The sequence below is a fragment of the Microbacterium sp. BDGP8 genome, assembly GCF_029991045.1.
Lineage (GTDB): Bacteria > Actinomycetota > Actinomycetes > Actinomycetales > Microbacteriaceae > Microbacterium > Microbacterium plantarum.
On sequence record NZ_CP120712.1, the window covers coordinates 743,233 to 767,634 of the forward strand.

The 24,402-nt window shown below is 71.1% G+C and carries 24 protein-coding genes; 14 read left to right on the plus strand and 10 right to left on the minus strand.

Annotation, left to right across the window (positions count from 1 at the left end; genetic code table 11):
• The first annotated feature begins 46 nt into the window (after positions 1-46).
• Positions 47-601, plus strand: coding sequence for an XRE family transcriptional regulator (locus P6897_RS03500; protein ID WP_282502112.1), 555 nt, complete (start codon positions 47-49; stop codon positions 599-601).
• Between the two features lie 94 nt (positions 602-695).
• On the opposite strand, the gene pgi is transcribed toward P6897_RS03500, so the two are convergent.
• Together pgi and aztA are read right to left on the minus strand one after the other, a co-directional pair.
• A complete protein-coding gene (gene pgi, locus P6897_RS03505) occupies positions 696-2,381 on the minus strand; it encodes a glucose-6-phosphate isomerase (RefSeq protein WP_282502113.1) in 1,686 nt (561 codons plus the stop codon).
• Entirely contained in the window at positions 2,378-3,097 is a 720-nt protein-coding gene (gene aztA / locus P6897_RS03510) for a zinc ABC transporter ATP-binding protein AztA (RefSeq protein ID WP_274178427.1), read from the minus strand. Before aztA ends, pgi begins: the two co-directional genes overlap by 4 nt.
• Before the next feature lie 54 nt (positions 3,098-3,151).
• On the opposite strand from aztA, the gene aztB reads away from it, so the two are divergent.
• The 6 genes from aztB to P6897_RS03540 all read left to right on the plus strand — a co-directional run bounded on the left by aztB (position 3,152) and on the right by P6897_RS03540 (position 9,699).
• On the plus strand, positions 3,152-4,033 hold the full coding sequence (aztB, locus tag P6897_RS03515; RefSeq protein ID WP_282502114.1) for a zinc ABC transporter permease AztB: 882 nt from the start codon (positions 3,152-3,154) through the stop codon (positions 4,031-4,033).
• A complete protein-coding gene (locus tag P6897_RS03520) occupies positions 4,030-5,274 on the plus strand; it encodes a hypothetical protein (protein ID WP_282502115.1) in 1,245 nt (414 codons plus the stop codon). Before aztB ends, P6897_RS03520 begins: the two co-directional genes overlap by 4 nt.
• Positions 5,271-6,173 carry a metal ABC transporter substrate-binding protein gene (locus P6897_RS03525; RefSeq protein ID WP_282502116.1) on the plus strand — a complete coding sequence of 301 codons (903 nt, stop codon included), beginning with the start codon at positions 5,271-5,273 and terminating at the stop codon, positions 6,171-6,173. Before P6897_RS03520 ends, P6897_RS03525 begins: the two co-directional genes overlap by 4 nt.
• A gap of 29 nt (positions 6,174-6,202) precedes the next feature.
• Positions 6,203-7,387 carry a zinc metallochaperone AztD gene (gene aztD / locus P6897_RS03530; protein WP_282502117.1) on the plus strand — a complete coding sequence of 395 codons (1,185 nt, stop codon included), beginning with the start codon at positions 6,203-6,205 and terminating at the stop codon, positions 7,385-7,387.
• A 77-nt stretch (positions 7,388-7,464) separates the two neighbouring features.
• Positions 7,465-8,295, plus strand: coding sequence for a hypothetical protein (locus P6897_RS03535; RefSeq protein WP_282502118.1), 831 nt, complete (start codon positions 7,465-7,467; stop codon positions 8,293-8,295).
• A 57-nt stretch (positions 8,296-8,352) separates the two neighbouring features.
• The gene (locus tag P6897_RS03540) at positions 8,353-9,699 is read left to right on the plus strand and encodes an MFS transporter (RefSeq protein WP_282502119.1); all 1,347 of its coding nucleotides are present in this window, start codon (positions 8,353-8,355) and stop codon (positions 9,697-9,699) included.
• A gap of 34 nt (positions 9,700-9,733) precedes the next feature.
• On the opposite strand, the gene P6897_RS03545 is transcribed toward P6897_RS03540, so the two are convergent.
• From P6897_RS03545 to P6897_RS03560, 4 genes are all read right to left on the minus strand, one after another.
• On the minus strand, positions 9,734-10,945 hold the full coding sequence (locus P6897_RS03545; RefSeq protein WP_274178434.1) for an MFS transporter: 1,212 nt from the start codon (positions 10,943-10,945) through the stop codon (positions 9,734-9,736).
• Positions 10,946-11,165: 220 nt separating this feature from the next.
• Entirely contained in the window at positions 11,166-12,050 is an 885-nt protein-coding gene (locus P6897_RS03550) for a hypothetical protein (protein ID WP_282502120.1), read from the minus strand.
• Complete coding sequence (locus tag P6897_RS03555; protein WP_282502121.1) at positions 12,047-12,724, minus strand: response regulator transcription factor; 678 nt, start codon at positions 12,722-12,724, stop codon at positions 12,047-12,049. The genes P6897_RS03550 and P6897_RS03555 overlap by 4 nt, the downstream gene beginning before the upstream one ends.
• The gene (locus P6897_RS03560) at positions 12,712-13,980 is read right to left on the minus strand and encodes a sensor histidine kinase (protein ID WP_282502122.1); all 1,269 of its coding nucleotides are present in this window, start codon (positions 13,978-13,980) and stop codon (positions 12,712-12,714) included. The genes P6897_RS03555 and P6897_RS03560 overlap by 13 nt, the downstream gene beginning before the upstream one ends.
• Positions 13,981-14,100: 120 nt before the next feature.
• On the opposite strand from P6897_RS03560, the gene P6897_RS03565 reads away from it, so the two are divergent.
• The 3 genes from P6897_RS03565 (at position 14,101) to P6897_RS03575 (ending at position 17,894) form a co-directional block, all read left to right on the plus strand.
• Entirely contained in the window at positions 14,101-14,904 is an 804-nt protein-coding gene (locus P6897_RS03565; RefSeq protein WP_274178437.1) for a Cof-type HAD-IIB family hydrolase, read from the plus strand.
• Positions 14,905-14,967: 63 nt separating this feature from the next.
• Complete coding sequence (locus P6897_RS03570) at positions 14,968-15,798, plus strand: aldo/keto reductase (protein WP_282502123.1); 831 nt, start codon at positions 14,968-14,970, stop codon at positions 15,796-15,798.
• A gap of 23 nt (positions 15,799-15,821) precedes the next feature.
• The gene (locus tag P6897_RS03575) at positions 15,822-17,894 is read left to right on the plus strand and encodes an alpha/beta fold hydrolase (protein ID WP_282502124.1); all 2,073 of its coding nucleotides are present in this window, start codon (positions 15,822-15,824) and stop codon (positions 17,892-17,894) included.
• A 49-nt stretch (positions 17,895-17,943) separates the two neighbouring features.
• On the opposite strand, the gene yidC is transcribed toward P6897_RS03575, so the two are convergent.
• The 4 genes from yidC to P6897_RS03595 all read right to left on the minus strand — a co-directional run bounded on the left by yidC (position 17,944) and on the right by P6897_RS03595 (position 20,508).
• Entirely contained in the window at positions 17,944-18,669 is a 726-nt protein-coding gene (yidC, locus tag P6897_RS03580; protein WP_282502125.1) for a membrane protein insertase YidC, read from the minus strand.
• A gap of 118 nt (positions 18,670-18,787) precedes the next feature.
• A complete protein-coding gene (locus tag P6897_RS03585) occupies positions 18,788-19,069 on the minus strand; it encodes a DUF6412 domain-containing protein (RefSeq protein WP_112616655.1) in 282 nt (93 codons plus the stop codon).
• Positions 19,069-19,611 carry a DUF805 domain-containing protein gene (locus P6897_RS03590; RefSeq protein WP_282502126.1) on the minus strand — a complete coding sequence of 181 codons (543 nt, stop codon included), beginning with the start codon at positions 19,609-19,611 and terminating at the stop codon, positions 19,069-19,071. Before P6897_RS03590 ends, P6897_RS03585 begins: the two co-directional genes overlap by 1 nt.
• A 111-nt stretch (positions 19,612-19,722) precedes the next feature.
• Complete coding sequence (locus P6897_RS03595; RefSeq protein ID WP_274178443.1) at positions 19,723-20,508, minus strand: siderophore-interacting protein; 786 nt, start codon at positions 20,506-20,508, stop codon at positions 19,723-19,725.
• Positions 20,509-20,608: 100 nt separating this feature from the next.
• Between P6897_RS03595 and P6897_RS03600 the strand changes: the two genes are divergently transcribed.
• From P6897_RS03600 to P6897_RS03615, 4 genes are read left to right on the plus strand one after another with little or no spacing between them, the layout of a single operon-like run.
• The gene (locus tag P6897_RS03600; RefSeq protein WP_274178444.1) at positions 20,609-21,595 is read left to right on the plus strand and encodes an ABC transporter substrate-binding protein; all 987 of its coding nucleotides are present in this window, start codon (positions 20,609-20,611) and stop codon (positions 21,593-21,595) included.
• Positions 21,596-21,649: 54 nt separating this feature from the next.
• Entirely contained in the window at positions 21,650-22,624 is a 975-nt protein-coding gene (locus P6897_RS03605; RefSeq protein WP_282502127.1) for an iron chelate uptake ABC transporter family permease subunit, read from the plus strand.
• Positions 22,617-23,609, plus strand: coding sequence for an iron chelate uptake ABC transporter family permease subunit (locus P6897_RS03610; RefSeq protein WP_282502128.1), 993 nt, complete (start codon positions 22,617-22,619; stop codon positions 23,607-23,609). Before P6897_RS03605 ends, P6897_RS03610 begins: the two co-directional genes overlap by 8 nt.
• Positions 23,606-24,364 carry an ATP-binding cassette domain-containing protein gene (locus P6897_RS03615; protein ID WP_282502129.1) on the plus strand — a complete coding sequence of 253 codons (759 nt, stop codon included), beginning with the start codon at positions 23,606-23,608 and terminating at the stop codon, positions 24,362-24,364. The genes P6897_RS03610 and P6897_RS03615 overlap by 4 nt, the downstream gene beginning before the upstream one ends.
• The last annotated feature ends 38 nt before the right edge of the window (positions 24,365-24,402 follow it).

The window sequence follows — 24,402 nt, forward strand, 5'->3', positions numbered from 1 at the left end:
GAGTGCTCTCTGGCAAACAGGTTTGCGGAAATGGCAAACTGGATGCATGACCGGACTGGATCAGATCGGCCCGCGCCTGCGCGCGGCCAGGCAGGAACGCGGGCTCACCCTCGAAGAGCTCGCGGAGCGGGCGGGCATGTCGACGAGCACGCTCTCGCGGCTCGAGTCGGGCAAGCGTCAGGCGAACCTCGAGCTTCTCGTGCCGCTCACGCGGCAGCTCGGCATCCGGATCGACGATCTCGTGCCCGCCGAGCATCCCGATCCCCGGGTGCGTCGGCCCGCGACGACCCGGCACGGTCATGTCGTCGCGCCGCTGACGCGCGAGAGCTCACCCGTGCAGACCTACAAGGTGACGTTCCCGCCGTCCGATGAGGCGCCGGCCCCTCGTGTCCACGACGGCTTCGAGTGGTTCTACGTGCTGAGCGGGCGGATCCGGCTCGTGCTCGACGACCAGGAGCTCATCCTCGCGCGGGGCGAGGCGGCGGAGTTCGACACCCGCACCCCGCATTCCATCAGCGCGGTGGGTACGCGCTCCGCCGAGGTCATCAGCATCTTCAACGCCGCCGGTGAGCGCATGCATACCCTGACGGCCCCCTCCTGACACCCGCCCCCTACGCGTCGACTCGCCGAGAACTGCGAATGCCGGTGTCCCGGCATTCGCGTTCTCTGGCGAGTCGACGGTGTGCGTTTGTGGGTCAGGAGTGGCGGTGCGTGCGGTAGTAGGCGAGGAGGGCCTGGGTCGAGGCGTCCTGCGCGGCGAGCGCGTCGGCGTCGCCCTCGATCGCGGGCGCGATCTGCAGGGCGAGCTGCTTGCCGAGCTCGACACCCCACTGGTCGAACGAGTTGATGCCCCAGATCGTGCCCTGCGTGAAGGTGATGTGCTCGTAGAGCGCGATGAGCTCGCCGAGCACTCTCGGGGTGAGCGCGGGCGCGAAGATCGACGTCGTCGGACGGTTGCCCGCGAACGTCCGTGCCGCGACGAGCGCTCCGGTCGTGCCCTCGGCCTCGACCTCCTCGGCGGTCTTGCCGAAGGCGAGCGCCTTCGTCTGCGCCAGGAAGTTCGCGAGGAACAGCCCGTGCACGTCACGCCCGCCGTCGGTGAGCGGGTGGGCCGGGTTGACGAAGGCGATGAAGTCGGCGGGGATCAGCCGCGTGCCCTGGTGGATGAGCTGGTAGAACGCGTGCTGGCCGTTGGTGCCGGGCTCACCCCAGAAGACCTCGCCGGTGTCGGAGGTGACGGGGGTGCCGTCCCAGCGGACCGACTTGCCGTTCGACTCCATCGTGAGCTGCTGCAGGTAGGCCGCGAAGCGGTGCAGCTGCTGCGCGTAAGGGAGCACCGCGTGCGTCTGGGCGCCGAGGAAGTTGGTGTACCAGACGTTGAGCAGGCCCATGAGAACCGGCACGTTCTTCTCGAGCGGAGTGGATGCCACGTGCTCGTCGACCGCGTGGAAGCCGGCGAGCAGGTCGCGGAACGCGTCGGGGCCGAGCTCGATCACGAGCGACAGGCCGATCGCCGAGTCGACGGAGTAGCGGCCGCCGACCCAGTCCCAGAATCCGAACGCGTTGGCGGGGTCGATGCCGAAGGCCTCGACCTTGTCGAGCGCGGTCGAGACGGCGACGAAGTGGTGGGCGACGGCGTCCGTCCTCTGCGCCTCGCCGTCGTCGATCGCGCCGGCCTCCTGCAGCCCGGCCCACAGCCAGTCGCGGGCGAGGCGCGCGTTGGTGAGGGTCTCGAGGGTCGTGAAGGTCTTTGACGCGACGATGAACAGCGTCGTCTCGGGGTCGAGGTCGGCGGTCTTGTTCGCGATGTCGAACGGGTCGATGTTCGACACGAACCGCGCCTGGATGCCGGCGGTCGCGTACGGCCGAAGCGCCTCGGAGATCATGACCGGGCCCAGGTCGGAGCCGCCGATGCCGATGTTGACGACGTGGGTCACCTTCCTGCCGGTGATGCCGGTCCATTCGCCCGAGCGCACCCGGTCGGCGAAGGCCGACATCTTCTCGAGCACGGCCTGGACGTCGGCGTCGATGTCTTGGCCGTCGACGACGAGCTCGGGTGAGGTGCCGGCGGGGCGACGCAGGGCAGTGTGGAGCACCGCGCGGTCTTCACTGGTGTTGATGTGCTCGCCGGAGACCATCGCGGCGTAGCGCTCGGCGACGCCGGTCTGCTCGGCCAGGCGTACGAGGGCGGCGACGATCTCGTCGGTGACGAGGTTCTTCGACAGGTCGACGTGCAGGTCGGCCAGCGGCAGGCTCAGACGCTCGACGCGCCCGGGGTCGCTGTCGAACCACCCGCGGAGGTCGGGGGTGAAGCCCTTCTTCAGCGACTCGAGGTCGGTCCAGGCGGCGGTGGTGGTGGCATCGATGGGAGCAGCGGTCACGCTCTCACGGTAGCCGCGCCGCGGTGTCCGCGTCCACGCGGCGCGGCGGAAGAACTCTCGACGACGCGCCCGTCGACCAGGCGGCACACGGCATCGACGTCGCCGAGCTCTGCCAGATCGTGCGTGACGGCGACGACGGCCGTGCCCGTGCTCGCCACGGCGGCGAGAGCGGATGCGACGGCGTCGCGGGATGCCGCATCCAGTCCGCTCATCGGTTCGTCGAGCAGCAGCAGGTCGGCCTCCTGCGCGAGGGCTTGCGCGATGTACGCCCGCTGGCGCTGGCCGCCCGAGAGCAGGCCGAGCGGCCGCCGGGCGAGCGGGGCCAGCCCGACGGTGTCGATCGCTTCGGCGATGCGCGCGCGGTCGCTGCGCCGCAGCGGCAGGAATGGTCCCCGCTCGCGCCAGCGCCCCATCGCGACCAGGTCGGCCACGGTCAGCGGCAGGCGGGCGCCGTCGTTCGAGGTCTGCGGTACGAGACCGACGCGGATGCCGGGTTCTCGGCGCACCGTTCCCGAGGTGGGGGAGAGGAGCCCGGCCGCGACGGCGATCAGGGTCGACTTCCCCGACCCGTTGGCGCCCACGATCGCGTGGACCTCTCCGCCGGTCACATCGAGATCCACGCCGCGAAGGGCGAGGTGCCCGTCGAAGGCGACGGTCACCTCCCGCAGGGCGACGACGGAGCCACCGGGGACGAGTGGGGTGGTGGAGCTGGACATCCACCCAGTATTGCAAATGAAAACGGTTCTCACTTTCATGTAAGGTCGTCGACCGTGTCCCTCCTCCTCGATCCCTTCGCCGTCACGTTCGTCCAGCGCGCCCTGCTCGGCGGCGCGCTCGTGGCGATCGTGTGCGGCATCGTCGGCACGTGGGTCGTGCTGCGCGGCATGGCGTTCCTGGGCGAGGCCATGGCGCACGGCATGCTTCCCGGGGTCGCCGTCGCGACCCTCACGGGGTTCCCGCCGATGGCGGGCGCTGCCGTCAGCGCAGCAGCGATGTCGCTCGGGGTCGGAGCCCTGCAGCGCCGGGGCCGCCTCTCGGCCGACACCAGCATCGGACTCCTGTTCGTCGCAAGCCTCTCGCTCGGCATCATCGTCATCTCGGCGTCGCGGAGCTTCGCGACGGATGCCTCGGCCATCCTCTTCGGCGACATCCTGGCCATCGGTCCCTCCGAACTCGTCGCCCTCGCCGTCGCGCTCATCGTCACCGTCGTCGTCGCAGCCCTCGGGCACCGCGCGTTCGTCGCGCTGACCGTCGACCCGCGACAGGCGCAGCTGCTCGGTCTCCGTCCCCGCGCCGCCCACATCGTCCTCGTCGGGCTCGTCACGCTCGCGGTGGTCTCGGCCTACCAGGCGGTCGGCTCGCTGCTGGTGGTCGGCATGCTCCTCGGCCCCGCCGTCGCGGCCGGGCAGTGGACCCGGCGCATCGTGCCCACGATGATCCTCGCCGCCCTGATCGGCACGCTCTCCGTCGCCGTGGGCCTGCTCATCTCCTGGCACGCCGCCACTGCTGCCGGCGCCACGGTCGCATTCACCGCGATCTGCTCCGGTGCCGTCTCCACCGGCATCCGCGCGCTCGTGCGCGCTCTGACCCGCCCGGACGGGCGCCGCGCGCCGGCATCCGTCATCCCGAACACCCCGGAAAGGACCGCATGAGAACTCGTGCACCTCTCTCGCTCATCGCTCTCACCGCCGGTGCCGCCCTGCTCGCCGGCTGCCAGGCCGCTCCGTCGGACTCCGCCGCGACTCCGGATGCCGATGCCACCGCGCGTGGCGAAGCCCTCGGCGACGGTCACGGCGCCATCGCCGGGGCGCGCGAACTCGCCGAGCCCGCGCTGCACCTCACCAGCATCGGCACCGACGGTGCCGTGCACCACCTCGACCTGATCGACGAGCAGTCCGAGGTCCTCGGTGACATCGCTCCCGCCGACACGCTCGACAGCGAAGGACGCTTCCTCTTCGCGGGCCGCGAGGGTGAGGTGTCGATCATCGACAGCGGCGTGTGGACGTGGAACCACATCGACCACTTCCACTACTACGAGGCGCCGTCCCGCATCCTCGGTGAGCTCGAGGGTTCCGGCACACCGCGGACCGTGACGAGCGATCTCGGGGTCGGCGTCTACTTCGACGACGGCGACCGCGGCGGCGAGGCCGTGCTGCTCGACTTCGACGCGCTCAAGAAGGGCGACATCGTCGAGAGCTTCCGCCTCGACCTCGATGCCCCCGGGTCCCTTGTCGCACCGATCCCCGGGGGAGCGCTGATCGCCGACGCCGGCTCGGGCGAGATCCGCCGCGTCGACGCCTCGGGGTCGGAACTCGACACCGCGCCCTGCGTCGACCCGGCAGGATCCATCGCGACCAATGTGGGCGTCGTCATCGGATGCGCCGACGGTGCCGTGCTCGCCGTCTCGGATGCCGCTGGCACGACTCTCGAGAGCATCCCGTATCCCGCGGGCGGGCCGAGCCGTGCCGTGTCGTTCGCGAACCGCGAGGGTCGCCCCACCGTGGCCGGTCGTACCGAGTCCTCGGCGTTCTGGCTGCTCGATACCCGCGAGCGCTCGTGGACGGCGCACGACGCCGGCCAGCCGATCGTCCGTGTGACGGCCGTCGACGACGCCGACGAGACCGTGGTCGCGCTTGCCGCCGACGGATCGGTGATCGTCGTCTCCGGCGCGACGGGGCAGCAGCTGTCCCGCACGGAGCCGCTGGTGGCGGCATCTCTCGCCGACCCGGCGCTCGCCGCCGGTGTCGACCTCGTCGCCGACCAGCGGCGCACGTACCTCAACGCACCCGCGGAGCGAACGCTGTTCGAGCTCGATCCCGCCGACGGTGGTCGGGTTGCCCGTACCTTCGCCGTCGACCATGCGCCCGCTCTCTTCGCGGAGACGGGCCGATGAGGCGGGCGGCGCTGGCTCTCGGCCTCGTCGTCGCCGGAGTGGTCTCGCTCTCGGGCTGCTCGGGGGCAGGAAGCGACCGCCCGACCGTCGTCGTGACGACCAACATCCTGGGCGACATCGTGCAGAACCTCGCCGGCGAAGAGCTCGACGTCGTCACCTTCATGCCGCGGGACGCCGATCCGCACTCGTTCGAGCTCTCGGCCCAGGACGCGGCGACGATGCGCAGTGCCGACCTCGTGGTCTCGAACGGGCTCGGGCTCGAAGAGGGGGTGCAGCACCACGTCGACGCGTCCGCCGCGGACGGTGTGGCCCAGTTCGTCGCGGGCGATCACGTCGAGACCCTCGGGTACCTCGACTCCGACGCGGTCGACCCGCACTTCTGGACCGATCCGACCCAGACCGCGAGCGTCGTCGAGGCACTCGCCCCGGTCCTCGCCGACCTCGCCGGCGACGGCGGACAGGCCGTGACGGATGCCGGCGACGCGTACCTCGCGGAACTCGAGACGGTCGACGCCGAGATGACCGCCGGTCTGGAGTCCATCCCCGCCGAGCACCGCGCGCTCGTCACCAACCATCACGTGTTCGGTTACCTCGCGCGCCGCTACGACGTCCGCATCCTGGGGGCGGCCGTGCCGGGCGGCACGACGCTCGCAGCGCCCAGCGCGTCCGACCTGCAGGAGCTCGTCGACGCCATCGACACCGCCGGGGTGCGCACGATCTTCGCCGACTCGTCGCAGCCCGACCGGCTCATGCGCGTCCTCGCCGACGAAGCGGGGCGCGACGTGTCCGTCGTGCCGCTGCTGACCGAGTCGCTCGCGCCAGAGGGACAGCCCGGCGACACCTACCTCGACATGATGCGCCAGAACCTTCAGCGCATCACCGACGGCCTCACCCGATGAGGCATTTCCCTGGAAAGGAAACCCACCCCATGAAGAGAACCCTGCAGTTCGGCGCCCTCGCCGGCGCCGCAGCCCTGGTGCTGGCGGGATGCTCGTCCTCGCCCTCCGCGACGTCCAGCCCGTCCGGTGACGCGTCGGCCGAGGCATCCGTCCCCGCCGGTCCCCGGGTCGCGCTCGGCTACGAGGGCGGCGTGCTCGTGCTCGGCGGCGACGAGCTCGAGGTGATCGGAGACTTCGACTCCGAGGACTTCATCCGGCTCAACGCGGCCGGTGACGGCCGCCACGTCATGGTCACCACGTCGGAGGGCTTCCAGCTGCTCGACGTGCAGCAGCCCGAGCTCACCGACCTCGTCGTCCCGGCGGACGCCGCCGGACACGTCGTCGTCCACGGCGGCAAGACCGTGCTGTACGACGACGCGACGAGCGATACGACGATCTTCGACACCGCCGACCTCGCACAGCTCGACGGCAAGCTGCCCGACGCCGAGGTGATCGCCGGCGTCGAGGCGCACCACGGCGTCTCGGTCGAGCTCGAGGACGGCACACTGCTGACCACCGTCGGCGGCGAGGCCGGGCGCACCGGCATCCGCGTGCTCGATGCGGACGGCACCGAGGTCGCGTCCAACGCCGACTGCCCGGGCGTCCACGGTGAGGGCACCGCCGAGGGCGAGCGCGTCGTGTTCGGCTGCGAGAACGGCGCGATCATCTACGACGGCGGCGAGATCACCAAAGTCACCTCGCCCGACTCGTACGGCCGGATCGGCAACGCCTTCGTCGCGGAGGACAGCCCGCTCGTCGTCATGGACTACAAGGACGACCCCGACGCCGAGGGCTACCTGCTGCGCAACATCGCCCTCGTCGACACCGAGGCGAAGTCGCTGACCAAGGTCGCGCTGCCCGCCGGCGTCGAGTACACCTTCCGCGGCATCGCGCGCGGGCCGGCCGGCGAGGCCGTGCTGATCGGCACCGACGGATCGCTGCACTGGATCGATCCCGCCACGGGGGGCATCACGAAGTCCCTGCCCGTTGTCGACCCGTGGGAGGGTCCGGCCGAGTGGCAGGCTCCGCACCCGGCCGTGAAGGTCGCGGGCGACATCGCCTACGTCACCGACCCGGCGGACAGCGAGCTCGTCGCGGTCGACCTCACGACGGGTGAGATCGTGCAGACGGTGAAGCTGCCGCACGTTCCGAACGAGATCGCCGCCGTCTCCTGACGCGCCGCGCCGCCGCATCCGCTCCGGTCACCGGGGCGGATGCGGCGGACGTCGGACGTCGCCGTTAGCCTGGCGTCGTGCCGCCCGTCTCGACCTCGCAGCGCACGTATCGCTACCTGCGCCTGACCCTCGCGGGCGCACCCGTCGCGATCATGCTCGCGGTGCTCTTCGCGATCCCCGACGCGGGAGTGCTGCCCAGCGTCAGCCACTACTTCTACAGCTCGGCCCGCACCGTCTTCTCCGCCGCCCTCGTCGCGGCCGCGGCCTGCCTGCTCGCGCTCTCCGGGCGGGGCCCGCAGCGGGTGCTGCTGGATGTCGCGGCGCTCCTCGCCCCGCTCATCGCCATCATCCCGACGCCGACCTCGGCCGGCGAGGTGCCCGGCGTCGTCGTCGACTGCGCCGCCCCGTGCGTCCCCGCCGGGTTCACGGACGACCTCGACAACGCTCTGGCGACGTACCTCGTGATCGGCGCCGTCGTGCTCGCGATCGGTCTCGTGCTGGCGCGACGCGGAGACGTCGCCCTCCGCGACACGGGGCCGACGCTCGCCCTTGCGGCGACGGTGCTCGCGGGCGTGGCCCTCGTGTGGACGCTCGCACCGCAACTGCTCGTCCGCTACGGTCACGCCGTTGCGGCCTTCGGCTTCTTCATCCTCATCGCCCTCGTCGCGCTCGCCGAGGCGTTGCGGCCCTCCGATGCGCACCCACCGGCGAGGCGGACGCTGATCGGGTACGTCATCGTCGCGATCGCGCTCCTGCTCGACCTCGCCGCGACCGTCGTGTCGGCGGTGCTGTTCGACCTCCCCGTCGTGCTGGCGGGAGAGCTCATCGCCCTGGCGCTGTTCCTGGTGTTCTGGATGATGCAGACGGCCCAGAAGTGGTCGCTCGCCGATCCCGCGCTGCGAGCCTGACCGTCGACCCGAAACGCGTTCTTCTCCGCGTTCGCGAGCGGGTCTACTGTTCGTCCCATGACCGCCCCGCTCAGCGCGCTGGAGACCTCGCGCATGCGCGCGTTCCACCAGGTGCTCGGCAACACTCTGCTCGCGAACGTGACCTCGAGCTTCCTCTGGTTCGCCCTGACGTTCTGGGCCTACCTCGCCACGGAGAACGTCCTGGCGACATCCATCATCGGCGGCTCGTACATGCTGCTCGTCGCCGTGTTCGGGGTGGTCTTCGGGGCCCTCGTCGACCACATGAAGAAGAAGGCCGTGATGGTGCTCTCGAGCCTCATCACCCTGGCGACCTATCTCGGTGCCGGCGCGGTCTACCTGCTGTTTCCCGAGTCGATCCTCGTCGATTGGGGGCGCCCCTGGTTCTGGGTGTTCGCGGGCCTGATCCTCGTCGGGGGAGTCGTGGAGAATCTGCGCAACATCGCGCTGTCCACCACCGTGACCCTTCTCGTGCCGAGCGACCGCCGCGACCGGGCGAACGGCCTCGTCGGAACGGTGCAGGGTGTGGCGTTCATCGTCACGAGCGTCTTCTCCGGTCTCTCGATCGGCCTCCTCGGGATGGGCTGGACCGTCGTGATCGCGGTGTCCGCGACCGCGTTGGCCCTCGCGCATCTGACGCTCGTGTCGATCCCCGAGCGCGGCGTCGCCGCATCGCACGAGGCCGCGGCACCGGCCTTCACGTTCCGCGGCGTCGTTCCGGCGATCCGATCCGTCCCGGGGCTGTTGGCCCTGATCCTGTTCACGACCCTCAACAACCTCGTCGGCGGGGTGTTCATGGCGCTCATGGATCCATACGGGCTGACGCTCTTCACCGTCGAGGCGTGGGGGATCGTGCTCGCGGTCACCGGCACGGGGTTCATCGTCGGCGGCGCGCTGGTCGCCGCCCGCGGTCTCGGCCGCAACCCCGTGCGCACCCTGCTGCTGGTCAACGTCGGCGTCGCGGTGCTGGGGATGACCTTCGCGATCCGCGAGTGGTGGTGGCTCTACGCCCTGGGGATCTTCGTGTTCATGATGCTCATGCCCGCAGCCGAGGCCGCCGAGCAGACCGTCATCCAGCGCGTCGTGCCGTTCCAGACCCAGGGCCGCGTCTTCGGCTTCGCGGCGTCGGTCGAGTCGGCCGCTTCGCCGATCTCGGCGTACCTCGTCGGACCGCTCGCGCAGTTCGGTCTGATTCCCTTCATGCGCACGGATGCCGGTGAGCGCAGCTTCGGCTGGCTCCTCGGCGGCGGTGAGGCGCGGGGCATCGCCCTGGCTTTCGTCGCCGGGAGCGCGCTCATGCTCGTGGTGGTGCTGCTCGCGTTCCTCTCGCCGCAGTACCGGCGACTGAGCCGGGCCTACGCCGACGCAGCGCCGCCAGAGCCTTAGGCTGCCGCCGCTGCGCTGCCGGGCCCGACCCCGGTCAGGCCGGCTGACGCGGCGCCCTGAGCCCGAGCACCGCGAGCAGGCCGGCGACCGCGACCATCACGAGGGTGCATCCGGCGACACCGGCCCAGCCGAGGTCGTGGAAGGCATATCCCAGGAGCCAGCCGAACAGGCTCGAGCCACCGTAGTACCCGAGGTAGTACAGCGACGCGGCTTGAGCGCGCGTCTCCGGCCTCGCCGCCGCGGGAGCCCAGCCCGAGGCGATCGCGTGGGCGCCGAAGAAGCCGGCGGTGAGGATCAGGAGCCCCACGAGCACCGCGATCACGTGGGGCACCGCCGTCACGACGATGCCGATCGCCATGACCGCGAGCGCCGCCAGCAGCACCGGCAGACGCCCGAACCGCCCCGCGAGCGACCCGGCCCAGGGAGAGGCTACGGTCCCGGCGAGGTAGGCGAGGAAGAGGAAGCTGACGATCCACAGCGGCAGCGAGTACGGCGGTGCGACGAGGTGGAACCCGAGGTAGTTGTACACGGCGACGAAGCCGCCCATGAGCAGGAATCCCTGCGCGTAGAGCGACAGCTGGCGACGGTCGCGCAGGTTCGTCGCGAGCCGGGCGACGAGCGAGGGGTCGGAGGTTCCGGTCCTCCGCTGCGGCGCGAAGCCGCGGGCCGGCGGGGTGAGCCACAGGAAGAGCACGGCCGACGCCGCGCACACCGCCGCGACGGCGAACACGCCGCCGCGCCACAGACCGACATCGCCGAAGGGGCCCGCGACGAGCCTTCCGAGCAGTCCGCCGATCGTGGTGCCGGCGATGTAGCTGCCGGCTGCCGTCGCGGTGTGGGCGGCGTCGACCTCTTCTGACAGATAGGCGAGGGCGATGGCGGGCACGGCCCCGAGTGCCACGCCCTCGAGCAGCCGGGCGGAGAGCAGCAGCGGCAGCGTCGGGGCGAGCGGGGCCAGCAGGCCGAGCACGGTCGCGGCGATGACCCCGGTCGCCATCGCGGGTACGCGACCGATGCGGTCGGCCACGACCGACCAGGGGATGACGCCGACGGCGAGACCGAGCGTCGAGACCGAGACCGCCAATGCGGCGGTGGCCGGTTCGACCCCGAACTCCGAGCCGATGAAGGGGAGGACCGCCTGGGGCGAGTACAACTGCGCGAAGGTCGCGACGCCGGCGAAGAACAACCCGGCGATGAGCCGGCGGTAAGCGGGCGACCCGGGAACATGACCGGTGAACGCACGCACCGGGCCAGCCTACGACCGCGGCGACCGCCAGCCGGACGTGAGAAGGGCCGGTCGACTCAGAATCGTCGACCGGCCCTGTCATCCCTTGCACCAGAGATCACACCGCGCAGTTGGGGGGAACTGCGTGCCTCGAAGTTATAACGACCAGGTAACGGGATGCAACGGCTGGGCCGTTCTCATCAGCGCTGCATAGTGATCGTTCAGGATCGCGGCAGGACCCTCAGCGACCCTCCCGAAGGACGACCGACCCCGCCGAGACCCGGACCTCGACGCGGTTGCGCGACGAGGGGTCTTCGTTCAGGCCGTTGACGAACGAGCCTGCCTCCTGGGTCGAGCTGACGGCGTAATCACCACGGGGGAGCGCGAGGTCGACCCCGCCCGCCTCGGCGGCGATCGTCACCGACGTCGGAGCGGTGCCCGCGAGGGAGCCCGACACCCGGCCGGCGCTGACGTCGACGGTCGCCTCACGGACCCCGTCGAGCTCGACCGAAACGCGTCCGGCGGATACGCGGGCGTCGAGGCTCGTCGCGGAGCCGGCCGTATCGATCGACCCGGCATCGGCGCGCAGCGCGAGAGCGCCGAACTCCCCGTCCGCTCGCAGGGCCCCCGCCCCCACGCTCAGCTGGGCGTCAAGTCCCGCGAGGTCGTCGGGAAGGACGAGCGTCGCCCGCGACGTTCCGCCCCACAGGCGCCATCCGCTCCACCAGTCACGGTCCGAGTCGACCACGAGGCGGTCGCCGTCGCGGGCGAGCTCCCACGCCTCGGCGCCTCCCGAGCCGGTCACGGTGAGGGTCGCCTCGTCGACATCGCCGAAGGAGACCTCGACGTCGGCAGCCGCGGCATCCATCTCGAGGAAGCTCACACCCGCGGTCGGCGCCGAGATCGTCGAGGTCGCGGTGCCGCCGCTGACGACTGTCGACACGACACTGGTTCCGGCGGTGAACAGGAGGAGGCCCGCGCCCGCGGCGATCGTGAGCCCGGCGACCACGCGGGCTGCGGACGACGGCGTCGACGTCGGCACCGTCGGGGGCGTGCCGCCCGCCGACGGCGGCCCGTCGGGGGCTCCCGGCGGCGTGGCAGGAGGCGGGGTCAGGGTCGTGCTCATCGCACTGCTCCGTTCTGCGGCTGTGAGCCGCCGTGTTCGAGATGGACGAGGGCGGCGAGCACGCGGCGGTTGCCGTGTTCGTCCTGCTCGAGGTCGAGTTTCTGGAAGAGCGAGGTGATGTACTTCTCGACGCTCGCCTCGCTGAGGAACATCGCCCCGGCGATCGCCTGATTGCTGCGCCCTTCGGCGATGAGGGCGAGCACCGTCCGCTCGCGTTCGGTGAGCCGCGACATCCGCTCGTCACGCGATCGGCGCATGAGCAGCTGCGCGACCACCTCGGGGTCGAGAACCGTGGCTCCCGCGCCGATGCGTTCGATCGTCGCGAGGAATTCGCCGACGTCGGCCACGCGGTCTTTCAAGAGGTAGCCCAGGGCCGCCCCCTGCGAAGTGATGAGCTCGCTCGCGTAGCGTTCCTCGACGTACTGGCTCAGGACGAGGATGGGCAGCCGGGGGTTCTCGGCACGCAGGGCGAGGGCCGCGCGGATGCCCTCGTCGGTGAACGTCGGCGGCAGCCGGACGTCGAGGATGCAGAGGTCGGGCTGGGTCTCGGCCACGGCGGCGGAGATACCGTCGGCATCGGGGAGGGCCGCGACGACCTCGTGGCCCGAGTCGGCCAGCAGCCGGACGATCCCCTCTCGCAGCAGCGTCGAGTCCTCGCAGATCAGGATGCGCACGGCACGCTCACCTCCAGAGCGGTCGGTCCACCGGCCGGGCTGTCGAGGCGTGTCGTGCCGCCCGCGGCGGTGATGCGGTTGATGATCCCGTCGAGCCCGCCTCCGGGGATGACCCGGGCTCCACCGACGCCGTTGTCCTCGACCCGCGCCCAGAGGGTGTGATCGTCGCGGTGACGGACCACCACGCGGCATTCCCCGGCCCGCGAGTGCTTGGCAGCGTTGGTGAGCGACTCCGCGATCGCGAAGTACACCGCCGCCTCCGCGGTGCGACTGCACCGCTGGTCGACCCGTACGTCGAGGCTGACGGGCACGTGCGAGCGGGCGGCGAGGGCGGACAGTGCCGCGTCGAGTCCGCGATCGTCGAGCACCGAGGCGTGGATTCCGCGGGCGAGCTGACGCAGTTCGGTGATCGCGGCCTTCGTCGAGGTGTGGGCCTCGGCAAGCAGTTCCTTCGCGGCATCCGGGTCGTCGTCGATCTTCTGCTGGGCGAGTCCCAGCGTCATGCCCACCGAGACGAGCCGCGGCTGCACGCCGTCGTGCAGGTCGCGCTCGATGCGGGTGCGCTCGAGCTCACCGGCGCGGACCGCGCCCTCGCGCTGCACCCCCGCGGTGCGGGCAGCCTCGACCAGCTGCGCTTCGCGCGAGGGGACGAGGATCGCCTTGGCGAGGATGCCGTGCAGAAGGGTGATCCCCACGAGGAGGGCTGCCGGCACGAGGACCAGGAGCACCCCGGCCACGACGGCGCCCTCGCGGGGAACGCTGATCCAGGTCGAGGCGACGGTGACGGTCTGCTCCGCGTAGAGCGGGGCGAAGATCAGGGCGAAGCCCGACGCGAGCAGTCCGGACAGGCTGAGCGCGATGAGCCCCAGCACCGTCGAGATCGCTGCGTGGGCGACCCCGCGCCACATCCGCCCGTCGGTGAACTGCAGCCAGACCGTGCGGAGCCAGCCGCCGAACCCGGGCCGGCCGCTGCTGCGCGGCGAAAGCGAGGGCAGGCCCCACCCGTACAGGCCGTCGACGCGGGCGTATTCGAGCCAGCCGGTGAGCCAGAGCGCGTAGACGAAACCCACCAGGATCGGCAGGCCGAGTCCGAGTGCCGGAGTCAGGCCGATCCCCGTCGCCATGAGGGTGAGGAGCACGGTGAACACGGCGGTGCCCGCGAAGCCGAGGGCGGCGAGCTGGGCGAGCGCTCCGAGCGGGCGCACCCAGGTCAGAGCACGGGATGGAGGGGCGGTGCTGGCGACGGCGGTGGTCATGGCTCCACGCTAGGACCGCGGCCGGGTGCCGCGCAGGCGAGCCGCCCGGAGACTCCCTTTCGGGTTATCCCCCGGGGGCGCACGGCCGCAGCCGCCGGTCGTGTCGGAGAGGATGGGGGAGTGACCTCTCCCGACATCCGCCTGATCGCCGTCGACATGGACGGCACGCTCCTCGACGCGGACGGCCGCATCCCCGAGGGCCTGTGGCGGCTGTTGCCGCGGCTGCGCGATCGGGGCATCGTGTTCGCTCCCGCAAGCGGACGCCAGCTCGCGACGCTCCGCCGGCAGTTCGCGGATGCGCCGGTCGAGCTCGACTACATCGCCGAGAACGGTGCGTACGTCGTCCGAGACGGCGCCGAGGTCAGCTCGGATGCCGTCGACCCCGCGTTCGCGGCATCCGTCGTCCGCCGCATCCGCGGTCTCGACCACCTCGATGTCGGCCTCGTCGTCTGCGGCAAGCGGTCGGCCTACATCGAGCGCGCGGACGCAGCCTTCTTCGCCGAGGCCGACAAGTACTACGCCGAGCTCGCTGTCGTGGACGACCTGACCTCGGTCGACGACGAGATCCTCAAGCTCGCCGTCTACGACTTCGCGCTCGCCGAGGACTCGGTCGCACCCGAGCTGTTCGACCTCCGCGAGACGCACCAGGTCGTGGTGTCGGGGCAGCACTGGGTCGACATCATGAACCCGGGGGTCAACAAGGGGCGGGCGCTGTCCCGTCTGCAGGAGACGCTCGGGATCGGCCCCGAGCACACGATGGCGTTCGGTGACTACCTCAACGACCTCGAACTGCTCCAGCAGGCCCGTTACTCGTACGCGATGGCCGAGGCGCACCCCGAGATCGCGGCCGTCGCCCGCTACAGCGCGCCCTCGCACACCGAGGCAGGAGTGCTGACGGTCATCGAGGAGTTCCTGGCCCGCTGAGCGACGGGATCGCTCTGCGCAAGCCCGCACCGAAGACCACGGCGACGGCGTAGCGTGTGCGGCATGGTCACGATTCCCACGGTCTCGCTCAACGACGGCTCCGACTTCCCCGAGCTCGGGCTCGGCACCTACAACCTGCGCGGCCCCGAGGGCATCGACGCCATCGCCGCCGCGATCGACTCGGGCTACCGGCTGCTCGACACCGCGGTGAACTATCAGAACGAGTCGGAGGTCGGGGAAGCCGTGCGTCGCAGCGGCATCCGCGACCAGCTGATCATCACGACCAAGGTGCCGGGGCGCGACCACGGCTTCGACGAGACGATCCGCAGCGCCGAAGGCTCGCTCGGCCGGCTCGGCGTCGAGAAGATCGACCTGTACCTCATCCACTGGCCGAACCCGAGCCAGGGCAAGTGGCTCGAGACCTACCGTGCGATGCTGGCGCTCCGCGACGAGGGGCAGGTCGGTTCGGTCGGCGTCTCGAACTTCACCGAGCCGATGCTCGCCCGCCTCATCGAGGAGACCGGAGTCGCCCCGGCGGTCAATCAGGTCGAGATGCACCCCTACTTCCCGCAGGCCGGCCTGCGCGCGTTCCACGCTGCGAACGGCATCCGCACCGAGAGCTGGAGCCCCCTGGCTCGGCGCAGCGAGCTGCTGAACGAGCAGGTCATCGCCGACATCGCGGCATCCCACGGCGTCACCGGAACGCAGGTCGTGCTGCGCTGGCACACGCAGCTGTCGTCGACCCCGATCCCGAAGTCTGCCGACCCGGTCCGCCAGCGCGAGAACGCCGACGTCTTCGACTTCCTGCTGTCGGGCGACGAGATCGCGGCGATCAGCGCCCTCGAACGTGGCCGGCTCTGGGACGGCGACCCCGACACCCACGAGGAGATGTAGCCCGCGCCGGATAGCGTGGAGGCATGACGACGCCGTTCGACTCTCTCGACGACTACTACGCCCTTCCCCGCATCGACGCGGCGGCGACCGCGCCCGACGGCTCGCACGTCGTGCTGACGGTCGCGACCCTCACGAAGGATCGCACCGGCTACGAGCGCTCGCTGTGGTCGGTGCCCGCCGATGGCGCCGGTGCGCCGCGACGCCTGACCCGCTCGACGACCGGCGAGTCCGGCGCCGTGTTCACATCCTCCGGCGATCTGCTGTTCGTGTCGGCCCGCCCCGACAACGACGCCGCGGACGGCGCACCCGCTCAGCTCTGGCTGCTTCCGGCCGCCGGCGGCGAGGCGCGCCCGGTGACGCGGTTGGCCGGCGGCGTCTCCGCGGTCGTCACGGCGGCGGACTCCGACCGCATCGTGATCGCGTCGTCGCTGCTCCCCGAGGCCGCCACGATCGAGGCCGACGCGAAGCTGCGGGCGGAGCGGAAGAAGCTCAAGGTTTCCGCGATCATCCACGACACCTACCCCGTGCGGTACTGGGACCACGATCTCGGCCCCCACGAGCCCGCGCTGCTTGCCCTCGATCTGAACGAGCTGGGCGACGCGCCCGCCGTCATCGCGACCGCCGACCAGGCCGTCGACGAGGTCGTCGGCGCTGGCGCCGAAGCGGGGGAGGCTGCCGACGAGCCCTACCCCGCGGGGCTGCCGCGCCCGCGCATCCTGCTCCGTGGTCGTGCGGCCTCGACGGCGGGTATGGCGCTCACGCCCGACGGTGCGACCCTCGTCGCCTCGGTGCCCGAGCCGCAGGGGCGTGACGCCCGGTACCGTCTCGTCGCGATCGGCACCGCGACGGGCGAGCTGCGCGTCATCCGCGACGAGGTCGACGTCGACGTCGAGATGCCCGCGATCAGCCGCGACGGCGCCCGTGTCGCCTACGTCCGCACGGTGAAGTCCACCCCAGCGGGGCCCGCCGATCAGGAGCTGTGGGCGAGCGCCCTCGACGGTGCCGACGCGCAGCGCCTGGCCTCGGACTGGGACCGCTGGCCCGGCAGCATCCGATTCTCCGATGACGACGCGGCGCTCGTGGTGACCGCCGACCACGACGGTCGCGGCCCCGTCTTCAGCGTGCCGCTCGACGGCGGCGCTGTCTCGCAGACGACGCACGACGACTTCGCGTACACGCACGTCGAGCCGGTCTCGGGCACCACGGACGTCATCGCGCTCCGCTCCAATTGGATGACGCCGCCGCATCCGGTCCGTGTCGCCGCCGACGGCTCTGTCACGCCGCTGGCGAACCCGGCGCCGTCCCCCGCGACGACCGCCTCGATGGTCGAGGTCGAGACGACCGCCGACGACGGAGCCCGCGTGCGCGGCTGGCTCGTGCTGCCCGAGGGGGCGGATGCCGCGACCCCGGCGCCGCTTCTGCTGTGGATCCACGGCGGACCGCTCAACAGCTGGAACGCGTGGAGCTGGCGGTGGAGCCCGCTGCTGGCCGCGGCCCGAGGCTATGCCGTGCTGCTGCCCGACCCGGCGCTGTCGACCGGTTACGGGCTCGACTTCATCGCGCGCGGGTGGGACGCGTGGGGCGCGGCGCCCTTCACCGACCTCATGTCGATCACGGATGCGGTCGTCGCGCGCGATGACATCGACGAGACCCGGACGGCCGCGATGGGCGGATCGTTCGGCGGCTACATGGCGAACTGGGTGGCGGGTCACACCGACCGCTTCGACGCCATCGTGACCCACGCGAGCCTGTGGGCGTTCGACCAGTTCGCCGGCACGACCGACTTCGCGCCGTACTGGCAGAGCATCTTCAGCCCCGAGGGTGCGTTCGCCAACTCGCCGCATCGCTTCGTCGCCGACATCCGGACGCCGATGCTCGTGATCCACGGTGACCGTGACTACCGGGTGCCGATCGGCGAGGGTCTGCGGCTGTGGGCCGACCTCAACGAGCACCACGCCGCCGAGGACGGCACGAGCCCGCACCGGTTCCTGTACTACCCCGACGAGAACCACTGGATCCTCTCGCCGCAGAACGCGCGGGTCTGGTACGAGACGGTCTTCGCGTTCCTCGAGGAGAATCTGCCCGCGCGCGCCTGAGTCGCGTCTCAGTCGCGCCTTGCGGCGCTCTCCTGTCAGATGAACGGGTTCACGCGGCGACGGGCGGGAGGATGCGACGGAGGATGAGCCGCTGCGCCAGCGTCCAGGCGACCGTCACGACCAGGTACAGGCCCGCCGCGAGCGGAACGAACACCGCGACGACGGCGGTCGCGAACTGCGCGACCCCGAGCACCCCCGACAGGGCGGCCGGAGCATCCGTCACCCGGAAGGCTCGCCGCGTCAGCTCGCCGACGAGCGCGATCGAGGCGATGACGGCGCCGAACACGAGGGCGGCGGCGAGCGGCAGTGTGCCCGACGCGACGGTGCCCGTCAGGCTCGACCCGAGGGGGACCCCGGCGAGCGTCTCGGCGAGCAGCACGTTGGTGTGGCCCGCGATCGTCGAATGGATGAACACCCCGTACAGCAGCCCCACGACGGGAGCCTGCACCAGCAGCGGCAGACAGCCTGCCGTCGGCGAGACGTTCTCGTCGCGATAGAGCTTGAGCGTCTCGCGTTGCAGCTTCTCGCGGTCGCTCCGGTATCGCTGCTGGAGCTCGCGCAGCCGCGGCGCCAGGCGTGCACGAGCGCGATCCGCTCGCGCCTGGGCGACGCCCGCGGGGATCAGTGCTGTGCGCACGACGACGGTGATGAGGATGACGGATGCCGCGGCGGCGAGGTCGCCGAGCGCGGGTCCGAGCGCCGCGGTCAGTGCGGCGAGGATCGAGGCCACGGCGTCGAGCGCGGCGGCGATGGGCGGGAAGGAGTACAGGTCCATGGAGAGTCCGATCGACGAAGCTGAGCACGGGGGATCAGCCGCGAGGGGACGCCGGACGGCGCGGAGTACGGGGCCTGCGGTGCGGGTGCGCGCGGGTGTGGAGCCGTTCCGGACGTGGCTACGCGGCTGGAGCCGCGAGCCCCGGGGCTCGGGGGCGGCGTCTCCCGGGAGCGTCCGGGTCGCTCTGCGCCAGCAGAGTCGACGGCGAGATGGATCGCCGCGGGTGGGGGCGCCGCGAACCCGCCGCCCCCGTCGCCGTGACGGCGCCCGCGATCGAGGCGACCGCGATCGCGATCGTGAGCAGCGCCACCGCGGTCGCCGCTGCGAGCCCGCTCGAGTCGCCGAGCGAGAGGGCGCCGATGACCGAGAGCAGCATCGGGAGCGTGGAGAGGAGGGACATCACGCCACCACCCCTGTCGGGGCCCAGCCCGCGGCGCGCTCGAGCAGCGCGGCATCCCCGTCGAAACGCGCGCCCTCGGGGCGCGACCGTCGCAGGGCGAGCAGGAGAAGCACGAACCCGCCGATGGGCATCAGGTTCAGCAGCACCCACCATCCCGACAGGTTCGAATCGTGCAGCCGCCGCACCGCGACGGTGAAACCCGGGATGAAGGTGGCCACCACCCACACGGTCGAGCTCCACAGGTAGACCGCCACCAGGGTCGAGAGGGGATCGGTCGGAGCGATCGGCCCGAAGAGCTCGATCCCGCGCCATCCCCACCAGCCGAAGGGGTGCAGCCCGAGGTCGAGCTGCGGCCAGCGCCCCGACAGCATCCGCGGGATCACGAGGAGGAAGACGACGGCGGCCGTGGTGCCGACGGCCATCCACCACCAGTACTCGCTGCGGCTCGCGCGCCCGCGCAGGCAGAAGGCGTGCACCACGAAACGGCGCATCGCCTGGGGCAGCGAAGCGTTCGGCAGCGGTGCTGTCGAGACGGCCTCCATCCCGCGATGCTAGCGGAGCGTCGCGGGGCGGCGCAGTCTTCGCCTGTCAGTTCTGGCCCCATCCCGCGCGGAGAGGGGGCGGGAAGCGTCAGGTGAACCGACCCGTGCGCGTCAGTGGGGTGCGTGATACTCGGGCTCGCCCCGCTTCCAGTAGCCCTTCACCGTGATCTGCTCGGGGTCGAGGCGCCAGCGGTCGAGGAGCAGCGTTCGAGCGGAGCGCACGATCGACTGCTCGGCCGCCACGAAAGCGAAGACGGCGCCGTCCGGTCGGTCGTCGTCGCCGAGCGCGGCGAGACGAGCGGCGAGGGGAGCGCCGGCGGATGCCGATCCGCGGTGCACCTGCTCGACGACGACCCCCGGCGGCGTGGTGATGGGCAGCTCGTGATCGGCGTCGGGCACCTCGATGAGCACGCGCCCGACGGCAGCGGCATCCATGTGATGGGCGAACCGCCGGATCGCGGGGACCGCGGTCTCGTCTCCCGCCAGGAACCAGCCGTCGGGGCGTCCCGTGAGCACGGCGGATCCGCGCGGTCCGCCGATGCCGATCGTCGACCCGATCTCCGCCGTCGCCGCCCAGTCCGCAGCCACGCCGTCGCCGTGCAGGGCGAACTCGAGGTCGAGCCAGCCCTCGTCGGCGTCCCAGGCGAGCGGGGTGTACTCGCGGCTCGGCGCCGCACGCAGCTCGTCGATGCTCTCGGGGGCCACCTCGGGGAAGAACACACGGACGTGGTCGTCGCACCCCGGGGAATCGAAGTCCCGCAGATCGGCGCCCTCGAGCCGCACCCGGACATAGGCGGGAGTGAGCCATTGTCGGGCTGCCAGGCGGACGAAGCGAAAACGCAGGTCGAGCGCTCGGCGAGCGATCCGGAACGAGGGGGTTGCGGTCGAGGCGGACATGAAGGTTAGGCTAACCTACACAGTCGCCGGTTCTCGATCCCGGCATCCGGTCGCCCCGTCGACCAGCATCCGATACGCACCGCACCAGGAGTTACGTCACGTGAGCCATGCCATCCGCCGTCCCGCACTCGTCTCGATCGCGCTCGTCGCAGCGCTCGGCCTCGCCGGGTGCGCGTCGTCGGCGAGCCCGGATGCCGCGCCCAGCGGTGACGCGACCGCGCCCACGACCGTCACCGTGACCGACAACCACGGCGAGATCGAGGTGCCCGTCGCCCCCGAACGCGTCGTCGCGCTCGATAACACGACGTTCCAGACGCTCAGCGACTGGGACATCGACCTCGTGGCGGCACCCAAGCCGCTGATGTACGACCTGTGGCCCAACCTGTCCGGGGGCGACGACGTGCTCGACGTCGGGCTGCACCGCGAGCCCGACCTCGAGGCGATCATCTCGGCCCAGCCCGACCTCATCGTCGGCGGGTACCGCTTCCGCGACATCTACGACGACCTGACGGCGATCCAGCCCGCGACGATCGAGACCAGTGCTCGCGAGGGCGAGGAGCAGGTCGCCGAGCTGAAGCGCCAGGTCGAGATCCTCGGACAGGTCTTCGATCGGGAGGATGACGCGAAGAAGCTCGCCGACGCCCTCGACGGCGCCGTCGCCGACGCGAAGGCGGCCTACAACGGCACCGACACGGTCGTCGGCCTGCTCACCTCGGGCGGCAAGATCTCGTTCGCGGCCCCGGGGGAGGGGCGCGGCGTCGGTGCCGTCTTCCCCACGCTCGGACTCGTCCCCGGCATCGATCGCGGAGCGGAGAACGCCTCGCACGGCGACGACATCAGCGTCGAGGCGATCGCGGCGGCGAACCCCGAGTGGCTGATCGTGCTGGACCGGGACGCCATGTTCGGCGAGGACGGCTATGTCTCGGCGAAGGAGCTCATCGAGGGGTCCGAAGCGCTGCAGAACGTGCCCGCCGTGCAGAAGGGGCAGATCGTCTACCTCGCACCGAGTTTCTACCTCGACGAGGGCATCCAGGCGTACACCAAGCTCTACGCCGACATCGCGACGGCCTTCGCCGCGGCGGCCTGATCGTCCTGCGCGGTGCCCCGTCCGGTACTGCCGGCCGGGGCGCCGCGATCCGTCATGACTGCGCTCACCGCCCCCGCCCGCATCCGCGGGCGTCTCGCCCTCCCGGCCGCGATCACCGTCGTGACCGGTCTCGTCGTGCTGTCCCTCTTCGTCGGCGTCTACGACCTCGCCTCGGACGGCGTCGGCTCGGAGATGCTGTGGATCACCCGGATTCCGCGCACGCTCGCGCTGGTCCTCGCGGGCTGCGCGATGGCCGTCTCCGGCCTCGTCATGCAGCTGCTGACGCAGAACCGCTTCGTCGAGCCGACCACCACTGGGACCACCGAGTGGGCAGCGCTCGGCCTCCTCGCGACGGTGCTCCTCGCGCCCGACGCTCCGCTGGTCGTACGCATGCTCTTCGCGAGCCTCGCGGCGTTCGTCGGCACGATGGTCTTCCTCGCGATCCTGCGTCGCATCCAGCTGCGCTCGTCGCTGATCGTGCCGCTCATCGGCATCATGCTCGGCGCCGTCGTCTCGTCCTTCACGACCTACCTCGCGGTCAGTGCGAACGCCCTGCAGATGCTGGGTACGTGGTTCATGGGCAGCTTCACCGCCGTCGTCCGTGGTCGCTACGAGGTCCTGTGGGTCGTCGGCATCGTCGTCGTGCTCGTCGCGCTCTTCGCCGACCGGCTGACGGCGGCGAGCCTCGGGAAGGATGTCGCAACGACGCTCGGTGTCGACTACGACCGGGTGCTCCTCCTCGGCACCGCCCTCGTCGCCGTCGCGACCGGCGTCACGACCGTCGTCGTGGGGTTCCTGCCCTTCCTCGGGCTCGTCGTGCCCAACCTCGTGTCGATGTGGCGGGGAGACAATCTCCGCGCGAACCTCCCCTGGGTGTGTCTCGGCGGAGTGGCTGTCATCGTCGTCTGCGACATCGTCGGCCGCGTCATCCGGATGCCGTTCGAGGTGCCCGTCTCGATGATCCTCGGCGTCCTCGGTGCTGCCGTGTTCGTCGTGCTGCTCCTGCGGCAGCGAGGGCACGATGGCTGAGACGCTGCGCGGCACTGTCCGATCGCGGGTGTGGCTGCGGTTCGTCGTTCTCGCCATCATGGTCGCCGCGGCGGCCGTTCTGCTGCTGACGTGGAACATCCCTCTCGATCCGGCGCAGCGCGGCTATTGGCTCGCCGTGGAGCTCCGGGTCACGACGGTGGCGACGGTCGCGATCGTCGCATGCTGCCAGGCGGTCGCGACGGTGCTATTTCACACCGCGACGGGCAACCGCATCCTGACGCCCTCGATCATGGGGTTCGACGCGCTCTACGTCGTGATGCAGACCGGCCTGGTGTTCTTCTTCGGGGGAGCTGCGCTCGCGGCCACCGACGGGCTCGCCAAGGTGGCCCTCCAGAGCCTGCTGATGGTGGCGTTCGCGACGCTCCTCTACGGGTGGCTCTTCGCCGGCAAGCGGGGAAACCTGCACATCATGCTGCTGATCGGAATCGTGCTCGGGGTCGGTTTCGGCTCGCTCTCGACGGTGATGCAGCGGCTGCTGACTCCGAGCGACTTCGACCTCCTCTCGGCGCGCCTGTTCGGCAACCTGAGCAACTCGAACCCCGAGTACCTGCCATGGGCCGCGGTGATCGTCGCGATCGTCCTCGTCGTGGTGTGGCGCCGCCGCCGACGTCTCGACGTGCTGACCCTCGGGCGCGACGTAGCGACGAACCTCGGCCTCGCGTACAAGCGCGAGGTCACCGTCCTGCTGATCCTGGTGGCCGTGCTCATCTCGGTCTCCACGACGCTCGTCGGCCCGATGACCTTCTTCGGGTTCATCGTCGCGACCCTCGCCTACCAGCTCGCCGGATCGTCCCGCCACGCCGTGATCCTGCCCTTCGCGGCGTTGCTGGGGGCGGCGACGCTGCTCGGCGGCTACTTCGTGCTGCGGCACGTGTTCTACGCCGCGGGCATGCTCACGGTCATCATCGAGTTCGTCGGCGGCCTCTTCTTCATCGTCTACCTGCTGCGAAAGGGCGCGCTGTGATCACCCTCACCGACGTCTCGAAGTCCTACGGGGGCCTGCGCGTGCTGGGTCCCATCGACCTCCAGATCCCGGCCGGCGGGGTGACCGCCCTCGTCGGGCCCAACGGCGCCGGCAAGTCCACGCTGCTGACGATCGTCGGGCGCCTGACCGAGCCCACCACGGGCACGGTCACGGTGGGCGGTCTCGATGTCGCGCGCACCCCGAGCCGCGAGCTGGCGCGCGTGGTGTCGATCCTGCGGCAGGAGAACCACTTCGTCACGCGGCTCACGGTGCGCGACCTCGTCGGCTTCGGGCGGTTCCCCCACTCCGGGGGACGCCTCACTCCCGACGACCGGCGCCACGTCGACGAGGCGCTGCGCTTCCTCGATCTGGAGGACCTCTCGCACCGCTACCTCGATCAGCTCTCCGGCGGGCAGCGCCAGCGCGCCTACGTCGCGATGGTGCTCGCGCAGGACACCGACTGCATCCTGCTCGACGAGCCGCTCAACAACCTCGACATGCGTCACGCCGTGGGGATGATGCGGCAGCTGCGGCGTGCGGCGGATGAGCTGGGCAAGACCGTCGTCGTCGTCATCCACGACATCAACTTCGCCGCCGCCTACGCCGACCGCATCGTCGCGCTCACCGGGGGAACGGTGGCGTGCGCGGGGACACCGCGCGACATCATGCGCCCCGACGTGCTGGAGAGCGTGTTCCAGACGCCGATCGCGGTCCGCGACGACGGCGAGTACCCGCTCGCGGTGTACTTCCGCTGATCGCAGCGCACCGAGAGGGCTTCACCTGGCAGTTGTGG

What these genes read in the sequence shown, in the direction of transcription:
- aztD (WP_282502117.1), top strand. Translation starts at nt 6,203, where the DNA reads ATGAAGAGAACCCTGCAGTTCGGCGCCCTCGCCGGCGCCGCAGCCCTG.
- P6897_RS03605 (WP_282502127.1), top strand. Translation starts at nt 21,650, where the DNA reads ATGACTGCGCTCACCGCCCCCGCCCGCATCCGCGGGCGTCTCGCCCTC.
- P6897_RS03525 (WP_282502116.1), top strand. Translation starts at nt 5,271, where the DNA reads ATGAGGCGGGCGGCGCTGGCTCTCGGCCTCGTCGTCGCCGGAGTGGTC.
- P6897_RS03590 (WP_282502126.1), bottom strand. Translation starts at nt 19,611, where the DNA reads ATGGAGGCCGTCTCGACAGCACCGCTGCCGAACGCTTCGCTGCCCCAG.
- P6897_RS03540 (WP_282502119.1), top strand. Translation starts at nt 8,353, where the DNA reads ATGACCGCCCCGCTCAGCGCGCTGGAGACCTCGCGCATGCGCGCGTTC.
- P6897_RS03585 (WP_112616655.1), bottom strand. Translation starts at nt 19,069, where the DNA reads ATGTCCCTCCTCTCCACGCTCCCGATGCTGCTCTCGGTCATCGGCGCC.
- P6897_RS03570 (WP_282502123.1), top strand. Translation starts at nt 14,968, where the DNA reads ATGGTCACGATTCCCACGGTCTCGCTCAACGACGGCTCCGACTTCCCC.
- P6897_RS03500 (WP_282502112.1), top strand. Translation starts at nt 47, where the DNA reads ATGACCGGACTGGATCAGATCGGCCCGCGCCTGCGCGCGGCCAGGCAG.
- yidC (WP_282502125.1), bottom strand. Translation starts at nt 18,669, where the DNA reads ATGGACCTGTACTCCTTCCCGCCCATCGCCGCCGCGCTCGACGCCGTG.
- aztA (WP_274178427.1), bottom strand. Translation starts at nt 3,097, where the DNA reads ATGTCCAGCTCCACCACCCCACTCGTCCCCGGTGGCTCCGTCGTCGCC.
- P6897_RS03560 (WP_282502122.1), bottom strand. Translation starts at nt 13,980, where the DNA reads ATGACCACCGCCGTCGCCAGCACCGCCCCTCCATCCCGTGCTCTGACC.
- P6897_RS03550 (WP_282502120.1), bottom strand. Translation starts at nt 12,050, where the DNA reads ATGAGCACGACCCTGACCCCGCCTCCTGCCACGCCGCCGGGAGCCCCC.
- P6897_RS03595 (WP_274178443.1), bottom strand. Translation starts at nt 20,508, where the DNA reads ATGTCCGCCTCGACCGCAACCCCCTCGTTCCGGATCGCTCGCCGAGCG.
- P6897_RS03610 (WP_282502128.1), top strand. Translation starts at nt 22,617, where the DNA reads ATGGCTGAGACGCTGCGCGGCACTGTCCGATCGCGGGTGTGGCTGCGG.
- P6897_RS03575 (WP_282502124.1), top strand. Translation starts at nt 15,822, where the DNA reads ATGACGACGCCGTTCGACTCTCTCGACGACTACTACGCCCTTCCCCGC.
- P6897_RS03520 (WP_282502115.1), top strand. Translation starts at nt 4,030, where the DNA reads ATGAGAACTCGTGCACCTCTCTCGCTCATCGCTCTCACCGCCGGTGCC.